This is a genomic window from Roseovarius sp. (assembly GCF_965228755.1).
In the GTDB taxonomy this organism is placed as follows: Bacteria; Pseudomonadota; Alphaproteobacteria; order Rhodobacterales; family Rhodobacteraceae; genus Roseovarius.
The window spans coordinates 44812-61188 of the sequence record NZ_CBDDIG010000002.1 but is presented as its reverse complement, the minus strand read 5'-3'; the positions used below and the strand labels follow the sequence as shown (position 1 = coordinate 61188).

Genomic DNA, 16377 nt, shown 5'->3' with positions numbered 1-16377 from the left:
GGGCAGCGTCGCCCGATCCCCTACAGAACCGCCCGCGCGACGCGGAGCATCTGGAGCAGGTCGTATTCCGAGTTGTCGAGCTGCACGAGCTGGCCGTTCAGCACGGCGTAGCTCTGGTCCGGGCCCGGCTGGGGCAGGCGGTAGAGGCTGATCAGCTCGTCCTGCGTCAGGGCTGCTGTCGGGGCGATGGGCACGCCGCCGAGGTTGGGCACCTGGGCGAGCTGGTTGACCACCATGAGCGAGGTGTAATCGTCATCGTCCAGCAGCACGGGCATGCCGTCGATCAGGCCGTAGCGCTGGCCGCCCGGGGCGGGGGAGAGGCCGTAGAGCGAGGCGATCTGGTCGGATTGCAGCAGCAGGTAGTCGGGGTTCGGATCGACATCGTAGCCGGAGCCGAGCCACGAGTCGCGGCGGTCGATCCAGAGGGAATCATAGCGGTCCGGGTCGTAGGAGACCCAGTCCTCGTAGCTGACGCCGTCCCTGGCGAGGCCGGGGGGCACGCAGGGCGGGTTCTTCTTGGCCAGGCCCGGCGGGCAGTTGGCGTAGGTGATCAGCTCGTTCCGGGGCACGTCGGCGATGACGAGTTGCGGGGTGGCCAGCGCAAGACCGGTGGCCGCCAGCACGCGCGTCATGTCGCGGCCGTCGGGCGCGGATGTCGAGAGCAGGCGGGTGACGGCATTTTCGCGTTCGTCCGGGGTGAAGGCCTTGACGCGCATGTTCTTGTTCTTGCCGTTCGACGCCTGGGCGGCGTTGCCGTCGGATTTCTGCGCGGCGTGTTCGGGCTTGCCCTTGGCCTTGTCGGCGTTGCCGTTGGATTTCTGCACGGCCTGTTCGGGCTTGCCCTTGGCCTTGTCGGCGTTGCCATTCGATTTCTGCACGGCCTGTTCGGGTTTCCCCTTGGCCTTGTCGGCATTGCCGTTGGCCTTGACCTGCTTTTTCTTGACCTTGGCGTTGCCCTTGGCCTTTGCCGGGCCCTTGGCCTTGCCCTTGCCCTTGGCGTCGGCCAGCCAGATCTGCTGGTCGGGGGCGGTGTCGATGCCGTTCAGGGGGGCTTGCCCGTGGATCGGGGCGGCGGTCAGGGAGGTGGACCCGAGGGCGAGTGCGAGGGCGGTGCCGAGAAAAATCCTGGTCATGTGATGTGCCTTTCTTTCTGAAGGCAACGCGCATCCCCCGCCTTGCGTTCCGTCGTCGGGGAGGATGCGCGGGTTTGCGCGGCAGGCGCGGACCGGCATAAAAAAACCCCGGGCCGAAGCCCGGGGGAAGTTGCTCCAGGAAAGACGCTTTATCAAGCGTTGGAGAACTCGGGGTAGGCTTCCATGCCCAGCTCGCTCATGTCGAGGCCGGCGATCTCGGCCTCTTCGCTCACCCGGAGGCCCATCACGGCCTTGAGGACAAGCCAGAGCACGAGGCTGGCGACGAAGGTGAACACGCCGTAGGCGAGGATGCCGGTGATCTGTGTCACGATGCTGGCCTCACCGTTGTAGAAGACCACGGCGATGGTGCCCCAGATGCCCGCGAAAAGGTGGACCGGGATGGCGCCGACGACGTCGTCGATCTTCATCTTGTCGAGCATCGGCACGGTCAGCACCACGATGACACCGCCGATGGCCCCGATCCAGAGCGCGCCGAAGAGCGAGGGCGCGAGGGGTTCGGCCGTGATCGACACGAGGCCCGCCAGGGCGCCGTTGAGCACCATGGTCAGGTCGGGCTTCTTGTACATGACCTGGGTCAGGATCAGCGCGGTGACGGCGCCGGCTGCTGCGGCCATGTTGGTGTTGGCGAAGATGCGCGAGACGTCCGACACGTCACCCACGGTGCCCATGGCAAGCTGCGAGCCGCCGTTGAAGCCGAACCAACCCAGCCACAGGATGAACGTGCCCAGCGTGGCGAGCGCGAGGTTCGAGCCCGGGATCGGGATGACCTTGCCGTCCTTGCTGTACTTGCCGATCCGGGGGCCCAGCACGATGGCACCGGCCAGCGCGGCCCAGCCACCCACGGAGTGGACCACGGTGGAGCCTGCGAAGTCGGAGAAGCCCATCTCGGACAGCCAGCCGCCGCCCCACTGCCAGGAGCCGGAGATCGGGTAGAGCACGCCGGTCAGCACGATGGTGAAGACGAGGAAGGGCCACAGCTTGATGCGTTCCGCCAGCGCGCCCGACACGATCGAGGCGGTGGCGGCGACGAAGACCAGCTGGAAGAAGAAGTCCGAGCCAATCGAGGCATAGTCGAGCGCCGCGTCGGCCGCGGCCACGCCCACCGGATCGAGCACGGTGGTCGAGAAGAAGGGACCGACCCAGCCGGCCATGATCCAGCTGTCGCCCGGGTACATCAGGTTGAAGCCGATGAGCCAGTACATGATCGCCGCGAAGGAGTAGAGGGCGATGTTCTTGGTCATCTGCATGGTGACGTTCTTGGAACGGACCAGCCCGCCCTCGAGCATGGCGAAGCCGCAGGCCATGAAGAACACCAGGAAGCCTGCCATGCAGAACAGCAGGGTGGTCATGATGTACGGGCCGATTTCGTCGAAGCCCGGCGCCGCGGCGTCCTGGGCGAGGGCGAGTGACGGCAGCGCGGTCAGTGCCGCGGCCCCAAGCCCGAGTTTGGTAAGACGTTTCATTTGATAGAGCTCCTTTCCCTGCACGCGGTGTTTACAGCGCGTCTTCGTTGGTTTCGCCGGTGCGCACGCGCATGGCCTGTCCGATGTCGAGCACGAAAATCTTGCCGTCGCCGATCTTGCCGGTGCGGGCGGTCTTGGCGATGGTTTCGATCACCTGGTCGGCCATCGATGCGGAGACGGCGACCTCGAGCTTGATTTTCGGGACAAAGTTCACGGCGTATTCGGCGCCGCGGTAGATTTCGGTGTGGCCGGACTGGGCGCCGAAGCCCTTAATCTCGGTCACCATCATGCCGCGGACGCCGATCTCGGTCAGCGCTTCGCGAACATCCTCAAGCTTGAACGGCTTGATGGTTGCTACAATGAGTTTCACAGGACACCCCTTTCGGATTCTCAGTGCAAGGGTTAGTTTTGCACCTGCAGAAAAGCCGCCTGGCCGGGGGTGCGGAAGATGACTCGGGCGGTGAGGCGCGATGGAAACGGGCAGGGTGCTCAAAAAATGAGCGGTAAAATCTGTATGCCTAGAAAATAGGCTGTTCAAAAAGACAAAGCAGGGGTCAACTTTGTCCGGAAGGCGGTTTAATATCCGGACATCGGGCAAGATCCGAATGGGGCGAGCATGAGCAATAATGGTCGGAAGAATCCGCGTCTTGTCGCGGACGATCGGCGCAGGAAAAAGACGGCGAAGCCGCAGGCCACCAAGTCAACAAGGCGCAAGGCGGCGCCGAAACGCAAGAGCGGGCGCCGGTCGCCATTGGTCGTGCGGCTGTTCGGGGGCCTTTTCGGCTGGATCTTCCGGCTGATCTGGGCCGCGACCTGGCGGATCACGGCGGTGGTGGTGCTGATCATCGGCATGGCCGTGCTCTATACCTATTCGACCCTGCCGGATGTGCGCGAGTTGCTGGACGGGCGGGCGCGCGGCTCGGTCACCCTGCGGGATCGCGACGGCGAGGTCTTTGCCTGGCGCGGCGACCAGTTCGGCGGCGTGGTGACCGCCGAGACGGTGAGCCCGCACCTGAAGAACGCCGTGGTCGCCACCGAGGACAAGCGGTTCTACCGGCATTTCGGGATCAGCCCGCGCGGCGTGGCCGGGGCGGTGCGGATCAACCTGAGCGAGGGGCGGGGGCCGCTGTCGGGGCATGGCGGCTCGACCATCACGCAGCAGACCGCGAAGCTTTTGTGCCTTGGGGTGAAATACGACAAGAACCTCTGGGAGAGCGAGCAGGATTACGTGCAGGATTGCCGCCGCGGGTCGCTTTGGCGGAAGGCGAAGGAGGCGATCTATGCGCTGGCGATGGAGGCCAAGTACACCAAGAACGAGATCCTCTCGATCTACCTGAACCGGGCCTACATGGGCAGCGGGGCGTTCGGGGCCGAGGCCGCGGCGCAGCGGTATTTCGGCAAGCACGCCGCCGAGCTGACCCCGCAGGAGGCCGCGATCATGGCCGGGTTGCTGACCGCGCCGACGCGGCTGGCGCCGACGACGAATCTCGAGCGGTCGCATGACCGGGCGGCGACGGTGCTGCGGCTGATGTACCAGCAGGGCTACCTGAGCGAGGCCGAGATGGAGGAGGCGCAGAACAACCCCGCCATGCTGTCGGAGGCGGCGGAGGCCCAGACCGGCGGGTATTTCGCGGACTGGGTGATGGAATCGGGGCCCGACTTCTTCACCCGCGACACGACCGAGGACGTGCTGATCAGCACCACGCTCGACCAGCGCATCCAGCGCGCCGCCGAGGAGGCGCTTCAGGCGGTGTTCGACGAGAAGGTGAAGGACGGTTCCAAGGCGCAGGCGGCGATCGTGGTGATGTCGGCCGACGGCGCCGTGCGCGCCATGGTGGGCGGGCGCAAGACCAAGGTGACGGGGGCGTTCAACCGGGCGACCATGGCCAACCGGCAGACCGGCTCGGCCTTCAAGCCCTTCGTCTATGCCACGGCGCTCGAGCTGGGCTACAGCTACAATTCGACGGTGGTGGACGAGCCCTACTGCCTGAACATCCCCGGCTCGGGCCGGTGGTGCCCGGAGAACTATACCCGCAAGCATTACGGCCGGGTGACGCTGGCCGATGCGCTCAGGCGGTCGCTCAACGTGCCGGCGGTGAAGGTGTCGGAGGCGGTGGGGCGCGAGCAGGTGCGCAAGGTCGCCTCGGATTTCGGGATCGAGAGCAGCCTGGCCGACGGCCCGGCGCTGGCGCTGGGGGCGTCGGAAAGCACGCTTCTGGAGATGACCGGGGCCTATGCGGGCATCCTGAACGGCGGGTCGTCGGTGACGCCTTATGGGCTGGTGGAGCTGTCGCTTCTGGGCGAGGAGGAGCCGATGATGGGCGCCGGCGGCGGCATCGGCGAGCGGGTGATCCGCGAGGAGGCCGCGAAGGAGCTGATGTTCATGATGAACCAGGTGGTGACGACCGGCACCGGCGGGCGGGCGAAGCTGCCCGACCGCGAGGTGGCGGGCAAGACCGGCACGACACAGGCGGCGCGGGATGCGTGGTTCCTCGGGTTCTCGGCGGATTACGTGGCGGGTGTCTGGATGGGATACGACGACAACTCGCCCCTGCAGGGGGTGACCGGCGGCGGGCTTCCGGCCGAGATCTGGCGCGAGGTGATGATCCGGGTGCATGAGGGGCTGGAGCCGAAGCCCTTGCCGATGCTGCGCGGGCAGCCCGTGGCCAGCGACCGCGATATCGACCCGCGCCCGCAGCAACCCCAGCAGCAGCCGCAGCAGGGCCGGGGGGAAAGCGCGGTGGAGCGTATCCTGCGGGATCTGCTGGGCGGGGGGAACCGGTAGGGGGCGTGGCGATCCACTGTACGCAGGCCGCCATTTGCGATCCGGAGCCGCGCATCGCCGGGCCGTGGTGCGGCGAACCAACGCTGCTATTGCCACTTTATGCCCGCAAAGCACCTCTGACCTACCGATGCTGCGCCTGCCTCACCAAATCGCCGTGCCGTGGCGACGGCCCGGCGATGCGCGGCGGGCTTCGCCCTGGATTCCGCGCAGGCACAGCCCTCTAGCCGGCGCGCTGGAGGTCCTGGATCAGGGCGTCGATATTGCCGCGGCGGGCGTCGAGCATGGCGCCGATCTCGGTGCGTTCGGAGAGGCGCAGGCTGACGCCCTCGATCAGCATGTCGAAGAACAGGTCGCGCCCGGAGCGGTCGGAGACCAGGAAGCGCACCTCGAACGGGGCCTCGCCGCGCAGGTAGACGGTGGAGATGACCTCGTGCCAGGATTTCACCTGGCGGACGCCCGTCACCTCGATCCGGCCGCCGATGAACTGGCGGAACTGCTTGCCGTACTTGCGGGCGATGTAGCCGCGGAAGGCGTCGGTGAAGGCGCGCATCTGGGCCGGGCTGGCGCGGCGGGAATCGGCGCCCAGGGTGGACTGGGCGATGATGTTCACGTCGGCGTAGCGGGCGAAGATGCGCTCGAAATCCTGGATCATGGCGCCAAGGGACTTGCCCGAGGCGATGACGTTGTTGATCTCGGCCACGACCTTGTCGATGAGGGCCTTCGCCGACGCGTCGGTCAGCGCCATGGCCGGCAGTGGCAGGGCGAGCGCCGTGGTGGCGGCGAGGCCGGCGCCGAGCAGGCGGCGGCGGGTCAGGTCACTCGGCATACGGATCGTCATAGGGGTCCTCATAAGTCGCGCCATACGGGTCTTCGTAGGGATCAACATAGGCCTCGCCCGAGGTGCCGCCCAGCTTGAACCTGCGATTCTGGAGATAAAGTGAGCGGGCCTGCGCGTAGCTGTCGGCGCTGTCGTAGAGCAGCGCGTCGATCGAGTCGCCGTAGCGGCCGCGCTGGGACAGGGTGGAGGACAGCCGCGCCGAGGGGGGAATGTAGGATTCGGGCGATTCGAGCATGTATCTGAACGGGTTGGTGAACAGGTCGACCCAGCGGCCGGCATAGTCGCGTTCCGTCGAGGGGCCGAAGACGGGGGCCTCGACATAGGCGCCCTCGGGCACGCCCCAGACGTGCAGGGTTTCGCCGAAATCGGTGTCGGTGGCCTTCGGCATGCCCAGTTCGGTGGCCGGATCGAAGAAGCCGCCGAGCCCGATCGTGGTGTTGACGACGAATCGGTAGGTGTCTTCGGTGGCGCCGCGCATGTTCCCCTGGAGGATGTTGTTCACCACCGCCTGCGGGATCGACAGGTTGAAGGAAAACCGCGACACTGCGGTTTCGATGTCATCGGGCACGAAGGCGCTGTAGCCGCGGCTGACCGGGCGGAGCAGGTTGCGGTCCAGCCCCTTGTTGAACTTGTGAATCTTGCGGTTGCGCTCTTCATGCGGGTCCCAGGGCGCGCCTTGCGGATGGTCGGGACCGGGCGCCGAACAGGCGGCGAGGCCGGCGGCCAGCAGGAAGGCCAGCGCGGCGCGCAGGATGCGGGAGGGCGAGAGAGAAAGATGATAGGTCAAGAACTGGCAGCCACCGTGTTAATAGAACGGTACATAAACTATAGGATCATTCCACCCGGAAGTCGCCCCGCAGGATCGAGACAGATGTGGCGCTCGGGCGACATCAGGTCTATGGCAGGATAGATGTATTTTGCAAGATCGGCCGACGAGAAGAGGGCCATGATTTCATGACCAGTCATTCGCAGGATGTGCGGCGGGGGCGGGCGGAACTTCGGGCCGCGCGGAACGAGAGCCGGGGGCTGTACTGGTTCGTCGGGCTGTTCAGCTTCTTCGTCAACCTGCTGATGCTGACCGGGCCGCTTTACATGCTGCAGGTTTATGACCGGGTTCTGGGCAGCCGGTCGGTCGAGACGCTGATCGCGCTGTCGGTGCTGGTGCTGTTCCTGTACTGCATGATGGGCCTGCTGGATTATGCCCGCGGGCGGATCATGGGGCGGGTGGCCGCGCGGTTCCAGGCAAGGCTCGACCGGCGGGTGTTCGACGCGGTGATCCGCAAGTCGGCGGTGGCGCCGGATGCCAACAGCGCCACCGGGCTGCGCGACCTGGAAGCGGTGCAGCGGCTGATGTCGTCGCCGGTGCTGATGTCGGTGTTCGATATTCCATGGACGCCGTTCTTTCTTGCCGGCATCTGGATCTTTCACCCGTGGCTGGGCGCGCTGGCGGTGGTCGGCGGGGCCGTGCTTGTCCTGATCACCGTGGTCAACCAGAGAATGACGCGCGACCCGCTGCAGGAGGCCAACGCCTCGGTCGTGCAGGCCGAGCAGGTGGCCGAGCAGATCCGCAGCGAATCGGAAATGGTGCAGGCGATGGGGATGCGCGACGCGGCCTTCGGCCGGTGGCAGGAGGCGCGGTCGCGGGCGCTGCGCGGCCAGATCGAGGCGTCGGACCTTGGCGGCACCTTCACCACCTCGACGCGGGCGTTCCGGCTGTTCCTGCAATCGGCGATGCTGGGGCTGGGCGCCTACCTGGTGCTTCTGGGCGAGCTGACGCCGGGGGCGATGATCGCCGGGTCGATCCTGCTGGGCCGGGCGCTGGCGCCGGTGGAACAGGCGATCACCCAGTGGCCGCTGGTGCAGCGGGCGATGCGGGGGTGGCAGAACCTCGAGGAGCTTCTGTCGGCGGTGCCGCCGGAGGCGCCGAAGACGCCGCTGCCGCGGCCGATGGCGCGGCTGGACGTGCAGCGGATGTCGGTGGCCCCGCCGGGCGAGAGCCAGGCGTCGCTGCGGGGCGTCAGCTTTACCGTCGAGCCCGGGCAGGCGGTGGGGGTGATCGGGCCGTCGGGGGCGGGCAAGTCGTCTCTGGCGCGAGCGATCACCGGCGTCTGGCGCCCGGCGGGCGGGTCGATCCGGCTGGATGGCGCGGCGCTGGACCAGTACGAGCCGGCGGTGCTGGGCCAGCATATCGGTTACCTGCCGCAGCGGGTGCAGCTTTTCGACGGCACGATCGCCGACAATATCGCGCGGCTGGCCGAGGCGCCGGATGCCGCGCAGGTGGTGGCGGCGGCGAAGATGGCCGATGCGCACGAGATGATCCTCAAGCTGCCGCAGGGGTATGACACCCGCGTCACCGCCTCGAGCGCGCGGCTGTCGGGCGGGCAGATGCAGCGGATCGGGCTGGCGAGAGCGATGTATGGCGACCCGGTGATCCTCGTGCTGGACGAGCCGAATTCGAACCTCGACAACGAAGGGAACGCCGCCGTGAACGCCGCGATCAAGCGGTTCAAGGCGCAGGAGCGGTCGGTGCTGGTGATGGCGCACCGGCCCGCCGCGATCCAGGAATGCGACCGGATCCTGATGCTGGATGGCGGGCTGGTGCGCGCCTTCGGGCCGAAGGAGGAGGTGTTGAAGCAGGTCGTTCACAATCATGAACAGATCGCCAAGGCGCGCGGCACGGGGGGTGTGCAATGAGCGCCGCCGAAAGCCGCAGCTGGTCGGTGCGTGGCCCGATGACCGTGGGGCTGGTGGGGCTGATCCTGCTGGTGGGCGGGTTCGGGACATGGGCGGGTGTGACGACGATTTCCGGGGCGATCATCGCGCCCGGGCGGATCGAGGTGGACCAGAACCGGCAGGTGGTACAGCACCCCGACGGCGGCGTCGTGGCCGCGATCGAGGTGGACGAGGGCGACCGGGTGAAGGCCGGCGACGTGCTGATCCGGCTGGACGAGACGGCGCTGGCCTCGAAGCTGGCGATCACCGAGAACGAGCTGTTCGAGATCATGGCGCGGCGCGGCCGGCTGGAGGCCGAGCGCGACGAGGCGGAAGAGATCAGTTTCGATCCGCTTCTGGTCGAGGTGGCGGCGAAGCGGCCCGAGATGGCCGGGCTGATGCAGGGGCAGGCGCGGCTGATGGCGGCGCGGTCGGAATCGATCGCGCAGGAGATCGACCAGCTGGAGAAGCGGCGCGGGCAGATCGCCAACCAGATCGAGGGGATCGCCGCGCAGGAAAAGGCGCTGGCGCGACAGCTGGAACTGATCGAGAGCGAGCTGGAAGATCAGCAATCGCTGCTCGACCGGGGGCTGGCGCAGGCGACCCGCGTGCTGGGCCTGCAGCGCGAGCAGGCGCGGCTGAGCGGGCAGGTGGGCGAGCTGGCCGCCTCGAAGGCGCAGGCAGCGGGCCGGATCACCGAGATCGAGGTGGAGATCCTCAAGCTGGGCTCGCGCCGGCGGGAGGAGGCGATCACCAACCTGCGTGACATCCAGTACCGCGAGCTGGAACTGCTGGAGGAGCGGCGGGCGCTTCTGGAACAGCTCAACCGGCTGGATATCCGCGCGCCGGTGGACGGGGTGGTCTATGGCCTGACGGTGTTCGCCCTGCGGGCCGTGGTGCGCCCGGCCGATCCGCTGCTGTATATCGTGCCGCAGGACCGGCCGCTGATCATCAATGCCGAGGTGGACCCGATCCATATCGACAAGCTGTACCTGGATCAGAACGTGATCCTGCGCTTTCCGGCGCTGGATCAGCGCACGACGCCCGAGCTGACCGGGACGGTGATGCAGATCTCGGCCGATGCCTTCCAGGAGCAGGAGACGCGGCGGAGCTTCTACCGCGCCGAGATCGCGCTGAGCGAGGGGGAGCAGGCGAAGCTGCCCGAGGGCGTGGCGCTAATTCCCGGCATGCCGGTGGAGGCCTATATCCGCACGGCGGACCGGACGCCGATCGCCTACCTGGTGAAGCCGCTGACGGATTATTTCAACAAGGCGTTCCGGGAATAGCGGAGCCGGGCCGTGGGCCGGGTCACTGCTTGCCGTCCTGCTCGAGCGCATAGGCGATCATGGCGGTCAGTTCCTCGTCGGTGGCCTCCTGCCCGGTAAAGCCCTTGAGGTAACCCGCCAGCCGGTCGCAGCGGGCCTGCATCGGTTCGCGCACGTCGAGGGCGTGGTAGCCCAGCTGCATGTAATAGAGGATGCGGGCGCGCACGTCGGCCTCGTAGGGGGTAAAGCCGTGGCGTTCGAACATCTGCGTCACGGAGGCGAGGCGTTCGCGGTCGGCCTGGTCGATGCGCTGGCGCACGGTGCCGTCGCGGCGGGACCATTCGCGCACGGCGAAATCGAGCCCGCGGTCGAAGAGGTCGGGATTGAGGAAGCATTTGAAGAAGTTGCCGACCGCCTCGGCGATGGAGGCGGCGGGCAGGTCGCAATGGCTGACGAGCGTGCGGGTATTGCGCGCCTCCCAGTCCTCTAGCAGGGCCTCGAGCAGGTGTTTGCGGCTTTTGAAGTACCAGTAGAAGCTGGAGCGCGAAACGTCGAGCCGCAGGCCGAGGGCGAGCACCTTGACCTCGGCCACGCCATCGCTGACCAGCACCTCGCGGGCGACGTTGAGCCAATCTTCCCGCGTAACCTTGATATGACCGACAAGTGGTTCCTTCTCGGGGTCGTCGCGGTGCAGGATCGGCAGCTCTCTTTTGCTCATTCAGCTCTCCGGCGGGGCGCCGCCGGCGGCGGTGCGTTTCTCGATGTCACGGTGCATCGCCTCGAGTTTAGCCTCGTCCACCGCCGGGCGCACGTCGTCACGCAGAATCTTTTTCCAGATATCGGTGGCGCGGTCGCTGGCGGTGCGGCTGCCGTTCTCCTCCCACGTGCCGTAGTTCGACCAGTCGGCGACGATCGGTTGGTAGAACTCGGTCTGGTAGCGGGCCATGGTATGGGCGCAGCCGAAGAAATGGCCCGACGGCATGACCTCGCGGTGGGCGTCGAGCGCGATCTCGTCGGGGCCGGCCTGGGTCGCGGCGCACATCTCGGCCACCATCTGCAGGACTTCGAGGTCGGTGATCAGCTTTTCGTAGGAGACGGTGAGCCCGCCTTCCAGCCAGCCCGCCGCGTGGATGATCGTGGTGGCGCCGGCCATGAGGCAGCCCCAGAGGCCGAACTGGTTTTCGTTGGCGGCCTGCGCGTCGTTGACATTGGCGGCCGAGCCGCCGGCGCAGCGCCAGGGCAGGCCGATCAGCCGGGCCATCTGGCCGGCGGCGAGCGAGGCCTTGAAATGCTCGGGCGTGCCGAAGGCCGGGGCGCCGGACTTCATGTCGACGTTCGAGGTGAAGGTGCCGTACATGACCGGCGCGCCGGGGTTGGTCATCTGGGTGAGCGCGATGGCGGCGAGCGCCTCGGCATGGGAGAGGGTGACGGCGCCGGCGACGGTGATCGGGGCCATGGCGCCCATCAGGGTGAAGGGCGTGACGATGGAGAGTTGCCGGTGCTTGGCGAAGTCGATGAGGCCCTGCGCCATCGGCGTGTCGAGCACGCGGGGGCTGTTGGTGTTGATGATGGTGTAGCAGTGGGGGTCTGACTGGAAGGCATCGTCGGTCAGGCCGCGGAAATCGGCGAGGATCTCGAAGCTTTCGGTGACTTGGGGCGTGCCGCGGGAGAAGACGAAGGGCAGCTTGTCGGAGAGGGAAAGCTGCACCTCCATCGTGAAGTAATGGCGGACGTTGGTGGCGATGTCCTGCGGCTCGACCACGGGCGGCATCATGTGGAGCACGTCGTAATGCTGCACGATCCGGGTGAATTCGCGGAAGTCGCGGCCCGAGCCGGGGCGGCGGCCGCGTTCGAGATCGGTGGCGTGGGGGGCGCCGGCGCCGCATTGGAAGGTCAGGGAGCCGAGTTCGAGGAGGAGGTCACGCTCGCGCGTGGCGGCGCGGGCGGTGATGGATTTGGGGGCGGTGGAGAGGGCCTCGGCGACGATATCGCGGCCGAGGTAGACCATCTCGGTGGTTTCGTCGACGCGGGCGCCGGCACGGGCGAAGATCTGGCGGGCTTCCGGGAGGAGGACCTTTATGCCGAGCTCTTCGAGCATTTGCAGGGCCGCGTCGTGCATCGCCGCGACCTGGTCGTCGGAGAAGACGGCCATCTGCGGGAAGGGGTTGCGGAGCTGGCGGTAGTTGACCTCGCGCCTGGGCGCCTCGCCGCCGCCGTCACGGGCGCGGCGGCGGCGGGAGGTGCGGCCTCGGGATTCCTGTTCCATCTAGGTTCTCATGGCCTTGCCGGAGGGGTCGTAGGGCGAGGGGGCAATGACTTTGGCCGGGCGTTCGGCGCCGACGATGTGGACGGTGAGCTCGGTGCCTTCGGTGGTGGCGGCGCGGTCGAGCATGGCCAGCGCGAGGGATTTGCCGGTGGTGTGGCCGTAGCCGCCGGAGGTGACGAAGCCCACGCGTTTGCCGTTCTGCCAGACGGGTTCGAAGCCCGAGGCGTCGGCGTCGTCGGCGTCGATCTCGAGGGGGACGATGTGGGTGGAGGGGCCGCCCGCGTCACGCTCTGATAGGGCCGCTCCCTTGCCGATGAAGTCACCCTTGTCCCAGGCGATCCAGCGGTCCATGCCGGTCTGGGCGGGGGTGTAGCCCTGGGTGAACTCGGCGCTCCAGATGCCGAAGCTCTTTTCCAGGCGGAGGCTGAGGAGGGCGTTGAAGCCGACCTCGCGCAGGCCGAGATCGGCGCCGGCTTGCAGGAGGAGCTTGCGGAGGCCGATGTGTTCGGCGGCGGAGCAGTGGATCTCGTAGCCCAGTTCTCCGGCGACGGAGAGGCGGCCGACCTTGCAGCGGTAGAGGCCGATATCGAAGGTGCCGCAGCCCATGAAGGGCAGCTCGCCGATGGGGCCATCGGTGAGTGTCTCGACGATCTTGCGGGCGTTGGGGCCGGAGACGCCGAAGCCCACGGTCGCGTCGGAGATGTCGCGGACGGAGACGCCCTCGCCCATGTGGTCGTGGAACCAGCGCATGTGCCATTCGCGCAGGTAGTAGGAGCCCATGATCCACCACGTGCCGTCGCCCCAGTTGAAGACGGTGAGGTCGCCCTTGAGGCGGCCGTCGGGGGCCAGCATGGGGGCGAGCTTGGCGCGGCCGGGGGCGGGGAGCTTGGAGGCGAGGAGGTGGTCGAGCCAGGCTTCGGCACCGTCGCCCGCGACCTCGAACCGGGAGAAGCCGGAGATGTCGAGGAGGCCGGCGGTTTCGCGGACAGCCTTGCATTCCTCGGCGACGATGGGGAAGGCGTTGGAGCGTTTGAGGGTGGGCTTTTCCTCGAAGTCTTCCGACGGCGCGAAGTAGAGGGGCAGTTCCAGCCCCCAGCTTGCGCCCCAGCGGGCGCCGGCGGCGGTCATGTCGGCATAGGCCGGGGCCATCTTGAGCGGCCGGCCGGCGGGAAGCTGTTCGTTGGGGTAGGTCATCACGAAGCGGCGGGTGTAGAATTGGCCCGTGGTCTGGCGGATGAATTCCTTGTTCTCGGCGAAGTCGCCGTAGCGGGCGACATCCATGCCGAAAACGTCCGCCTCGGGCTCGCCGTGGACGATCCATTCGGCCAGCGACTTGCCGACGCCGCCGCCCTGGAGGAAGCCCGCCATCACGGCGCAGGCGCACCAGTAGCCGGGCTTGCCGCGCACGGGGCCGACGAGGGGGTTGCCGTCGGGCGAGAAGGTGAAGGCGCCGTTGACCCAGGACTTGATGCCGGCCTCCTGCAGGACGGGGTAGCGCTGGAAGCCGAGGGTGAGTTCGTTCTCGATGCGGTCGGGGTCTTCCTGTTGCAGCTCGAACCCGTATTCCCAGGGGGCGCCGTCCATCATCCAGTGCTGGTGGTCGATCTCGTAGATGCCGAGCAGCAGGCCCTTCTGGTCCTGCCGCATGTAGGTGAAGCCTTCGAGGTCGACGACGAGGGGCATTTCCTTGTCGAGCGCCGCGATCTCGGGGATGGAGTCGGTGATGAGGTAGTGGTGGTTGAGCGGCGAGACCGGGAGTTCGATGCCGGCCATGCGGCCGACCTGCTTGGCCCAGAGACCAGCGGCGTTGACCACGTGTTCGCAGGTGATTGTGCCCTTTTCGGTGACGACTTCCCAGCCCTCGGCGGTCTGGTTCAGCTCGAGGACGCGGTTGTGTTCGATCACCTGCGCGCCGCGTTTCTTGGCGGCGCCGGCATAGGCGTGGACGGTGCCGGTGGTGTCGATATAGCCCTCGCGCTCGGCCCACATGCCGCCGAGGATGCCGTGGGTCGACATGATCGGGCAGAGCTCGCCCGCCTCCTCGGGGGTGATCAGGTGGACATCCTCGATGCCGATCGACTGGAAGGTGCGGTAGGCCGATTGCAGCCATTCCCAGCGGTCGGGGGTGCCCGCGAGCGTCATGCCGCCGGTCATGTGCATGCCGATGGACTGGCCGGATTCCTTCTCGACCTCGGAGAGCAGGTCGATGGTGTAGGCCTGCAGCCCGGCGATGTTGGGGTCGGCATTGAGTGCGTGGAATCCGCCGGCGGCGTGCCAGCTTGAGCCGGCCGTCAGGACCGAGCGTTCGATCAGGCAGACATCGGACCAGCCTTCGCGGGCGAGGTGGTAGAGCACGGAGGCGCCGACGACGCCCCCGCCGATGACAACGACGCGGTAGTGAGATTTCATGGCACGCTCCCCTGGCCGGTGCCGCCGCGGGTTCGCCGACTCGCGGGCGGATATTATACAGTTCTGTCCAATGGTGGAGCATTGTTGGACATGTTTGTCCAGTGCAAAGAGCGGCCGGACCGGCAGGGCCGGCGAATGACGGGCAGCGGAAACCGGCGGATGCCTGCATGTTTCGGGTTTTCAACCACGGCCCGCGCGGATAGCGTCCGCCGCGACGGGACATGGGCAAGGAGGACACCATGGGAGAGTTCGAGAAGAAGCTGGCCGAGATGGGCGTGAGCCTGACCGACGCGCCGGCGCCGGCGGCCAATTACGTGCCGTATGTGCAAGTGGGCGACACGCTGTATGTTTCCGGCCAGATTCCCAAGGCGGGCGATAAGCTGATCACCGGCAAGCTGGGCGATGACATGGACACCGCCGCCGGGGCTGAGGCCGCGAAGGTCTGTGCCATCGCGCTTCTGGCGCAGGTCAAGGCAGCCTGTGGCGGTGACCTCGACCGGCTGAAGCGGGTGGTGAAGCTGACCGGGTTCGTCAATTCGACGCCCGAGTATGGCGAGCAGCCGATGGTGGTGAACGGCGCGTCGGATTTCATGGCCGAGGCGCTGGGCGAGGCGGGGCGGCATTCGCGCTCGGCGGTTTCGGCGGCGTCGCTGCCTTTCGGCGTGGCGGTCGAGATCGAAGGCATCTTCCAGATCGGATGAGCGGGCTTCCTGAAGATTTCCTGCGGCTGCCCATCGCGCACCGTGCCTTGCATGACGTGGGCGACGGGCGACCGGAAAACTCGCGCGCCGCGATCGAGGCGGCGATCGAGGCGGGCTATGGCATCGAGATCGACCTGCAGCTCAGCCGGGATGGCCGGGCGATGGTGTTTCATGACTACGACCTCGGGCGGCTGACCGGCGACAAGGGGCCGATCCGCCAGCGCGAGGCGGCGGAGCTGTCGCAGATCGGGCTTTTAGGAGGCAGCGAGGGGATCCCGGGTTTTGCCGAGGTGCTGGAGCTTGTCGGGGGCCGGGTGCCGTTGCTGGTGGAGCTGAAGGACCAGCACGGGCAGATGGGCGAGACGGACGGGGCGCTGGAACGGGCGGCGGCGGCGGACTTGCAGGGGTATGACGGGCCGCTGGCGCTGATGTCGTTCAACCCGCACATGGTGCGGCGGATGGCGGAGCTGGCGCCGGGCTGGCCGCGGGGCATCGTGTCCTGCGGGTACGAGGCGGAGGACTGGCCGCTGCTGAAGGACGAGACGCGGGCGCGGCTGCGGGATATCCCGGATTACGAGGCGGCGGGCTGTGCCTTCATCAGCCATCATGCGCCGGATCTTGGCCGCGAGCGGGTGGCCGGGCTGAAGGCCGGGGGCGCGGCGGTTCTGTGCTGGACAATCCGGACGCCCGAAGCGGAGGCAGAGGCGCGCAAGGTTGCCGATAACGTGACCTTCGAGGGGTACCGCGCGGCCATTCCGGCTTGAACTCGGGCCCGGGGGGCACA

At 67.4% G+C, this 16377-nt stretch carries 13 protein-coding genes; 5 read left to right on the top strand and 8 right to left on the bottom strand.

Annotated features, from left to right (window positions below; all coding sequences use genetic code 11):
• Nucleotides 1-20: 20 nt before the first annotated feature.
• The 3 genes from ACO07J_RS00420 to ACO07J_RS00410 form a co-directional block, all read right to left on the bottom strand.
• Entirely contained in the window at nucleotides 21-1133 is a 1113-nt protein-coding gene (locus ACO07J_RS00420) for a hypothetical protein (protein WP_422025241.1), read from the bottom strand.
• A gap of 152 nt (nucleotides 1134-1285) precedes the next feature.
• Nucleotides 1286-2617, bottom strand: a complete 1332-nt coding sequence (locus ACO07J_RS00415) for an ammonium transporter (RefSeq protein ID WP_422025239.1) — start codon at nucleotides 2615-2617, stop codon at nucleotides 1286-1288.
• A 31-nt stretch (nucleotides 2618-2648) separates the two neighbouring features.
• Nucleotides 2649-2987, bottom strand: a complete 339-nt coding sequence (locus ACO07J_RS00410; RefSeq protein ID WP_057812913.1) for a P-II family nitrogen regulator — start codon at nucleotides 2985-2987, stop codon at nucleotides 2649-2651.
• A gap of 246 nt (nucleotides 2988-3233) precedes the next feature.
• Here ACO07J_RS00410 and ACO07J_RS00405 point away from each other — a divergent pair, with 246 nt between their 5' ends.
• Nucleotides 3234-5402: a transglycosylase domain-containing protein gene (locus ACO07J_RS00405; RefSeq protein WP_422025237.1), complete on the top strand. Its 2169-nt coding sequence runs from the start codon at nucleotides 3234-3236 to the stop codon at nucleotides 5400-5402.
• 220 nt (nucleotides 5403-5622) lie between these two features.
• Here the strand turns inward: ACO07J_RS00405 and ACO07J_RS00400 are convergent, their stop codons facing one another.
• Both ACO07J_RS00400 and ACO07J_RS00395 read right to left on the bottom strand, forming a co-directional pair.
• Nucleotides 5623-6228, bottom strand: coding sequence for an MlaC/ttg2D family ABC transporter substrate-binding protein (locus ACO07J_RS00400; RefSeq protein ID WP_422025627.1), 606 nt, complete (start codon nucleotides 6226-6228; stop codon nucleotides 5623-5625).
• Entirely contained in the window at nucleotides 6218-7027 is an 810-nt protein-coding gene (locus ACO07J_RS00395) for an MlaA family lipoprotein (protein ID WP_422025235.1), read from the bottom strand. The genes ACO07J_RS00400 and ACO07J_RS00395 overlap by 11 nt, the downstream gene beginning before the upstream one ends.
• Before the next feature lie 167 nt (nucleotides 7028-7194).
• Between ACO07J_RS00395 and ACO07J_RS00390 the strand changes: the two genes are divergently transcribed.
• Both ACO07J_RS00390 and ACO07J_RS00385 read left to right on the top strand, forming a co-directional pair.
• Nucleotides 7195-8934: a type I secretion system permease/ATPase gene (locus tag ACO07J_RS00390; RefSeq protein WP_422025233.1), complete on the top strand. Its 1740-nt coding sequence runs from the start codon at nucleotides 7195-7197 to the stop codon at nucleotides 8932-8934.
• Nucleotides 8931-10238: an HlyD family type I secretion periplasmic adaptor subunit gene (locus tag ACO07J_RS00385; protein ID WP_422025231.1), complete on the top strand. Its 1308-nt coding sequence runs from the start codon at nucleotides 8931-8933 to the stop codon at nucleotides 10236-10238. The genes ACO07J_RS00390 and ACO07J_RS00385 overlap by 4 nt, the downstream gene beginning before the upstream one ends.
• A gap of 22 nt (nucleotides 10239-10260) precedes the next feature.
• On the opposite strand, the gene ACO07J_RS00380 is transcribed toward ACO07J_RS00385, so the two are convergent.
• The 3 genes from ACO07J_RS00380 to ACO07J_RS00370 are packed head-to-tail and all read right to left on the bottom strand — an operon-like array spanning nucleotide 10261 to nucleotide 14892.
• The gene (locus tag ACO07J_RS00380) at nucleotides 10261-10935 is read right to left on the bottom strand and encodes a TetR/AcrR family transcriptional regulator (protein WP_422025229.1); all 675 of its coding nucleotides are present in this window, start codon (nucleotides 10933-10935) and stop codon (nucleotides 10261-10263) included.
• Nucleotides 10936-12483 carry a trimethylamine methyltransferase family protein gene (locus tag ACO07J_RS00375; protein WP_422025227.1) on the bottom strand — a complete coding sequence of 516 codons (1548 nt, stop codon included), beginning with the start codon at nucleotides 12481-12483 and terminating at the stop codon, nucleotides 10936-10938. It abuts the gene before it with no gap.
• Nucleotides 12484-14892, bottom strand: a complete 2409-nt coding sequence (locus tag ACO07J_RS00370) for a GcvT family protein (protein WP_422025225.1) — start codon at nucleotides 14890-14892, stop codon at nucleotides 12484-12486.
• Between the two features lie 239 nt (nucleotides 14893-15131).
• Here ACO07J_RS00370 and ACO07J_RS00365 point away from each other — a divergent pair, with 239 nt between their 5' ends.
• Together ACO07J_RS00365 and ACO07J_RS00360 are read left to right on the top strand one after the other, a co-directional pair.
• On the top strand, nucleotides 15132-15593 hold the full coding sequence (locus ACO07J_RS00365; RefSeq protein WP_422025223.1) for a RidA family protein: 462 nt from the start codon (nucleotides 15132-15134) through the stop codon (nucleotides 15591-15593).
• The gene (locus ACO07J_RS00360; protein WP_422025221.1) at nucleotides 15590-16357 is read left to right on the top strand and encodes a glycerophosphodiester phosphodiesterase family protein; all 768 of its coding nucleotides are present in this window, start codon (nucleotides 15590-15592) and stop codon (nucleotides 16355-16357) included. Before ACO07J_RS00365 ends, ACO07J_RS00360 begins: the two co-directional genes overlap by 4 nt.
• The last annotated feature ends 20 nt before the right edge of the window (nucleotides 16358-16377 follow it).

Coding starts and splice junctions, on each gene's coding strand:
- ACO07J_RS00360 (WP_422025221.1), top strand. CDS start 15,590: ATGAGCGGGCTTCCTGAAGATTTCCTGCGGCTGCCCATCGCGCACCGT.
- ACO07J_RS00375 (WP_422025227.1), bottom strand. CDS start 12,483: ATGGAACAGGAATCCCGAGGCCGCACCTCCCGCCGCCGCCGCGCCCGT.
- ACO07J_RS00370 (WP_422025225.1), bottom strand. CDS start 14,892: ATGAAATCTCACTACCGCGTCGTTGTCATCGGCGGGGGCGTCGTCGGC.
- ACO07J_RS00390 (WP_422025233.1), top strand. CDS start 7,195: ATGACCAGTCATTCGCAGGATGTGCGGCGGGGGCGGGCGGAACTTCGG.
- ACO07J_RS00400 (WP_422025627.1), bottom strand. CDS start 6,228: ATGCCGAGTGACCTGACCCGCCGCCGCCTGCTCGGCGCCGGCCTCGCC.
- ACO07J_RS00380 (WP_422025229.1), bottom strand. CDS start 10,935: ATGAGCAAAAGAGAGCTGCCGATCCTGCACCGCGACGACCCCGAGAAG.
- ACO07J_RS00415 (WP_422025239.1), bottom strand. CDS start 2,617: ATGAAACGTCTTACCAAACTCGGGCTTGGGGCCGCGGCACTGACCGCG.
- ACO07J_RS00420 (WP_422025241.1), bottom strand. CDS start 1,133: ATGACCAGGATTTTTCTCGGCACCGCCCTCGCACTCGCCCTCGGGTCC.
- ACO07J_RS00365 (WP_422025223.1), top strand. CDS start 15,132: ATGGGAGAGTTCGAGAAGAAGCTGGCCGAGATGGGCGTGAGCCTGACC.
- ACO07J_RS00385 (WP_422025231.1), top strand. CDS start 8,931: ATGAGCGCCGCCGAAAGCCGCAGCTGGTCGGTGCGTGGCCCGATGACC.
- ACO07J_RS00405 (WP_422025237.1), top strand. CDS start 3,234: ATGAGCAATAATGGTCGGAAGAATCCGCGTCTTGTCGCGGACGATCGG.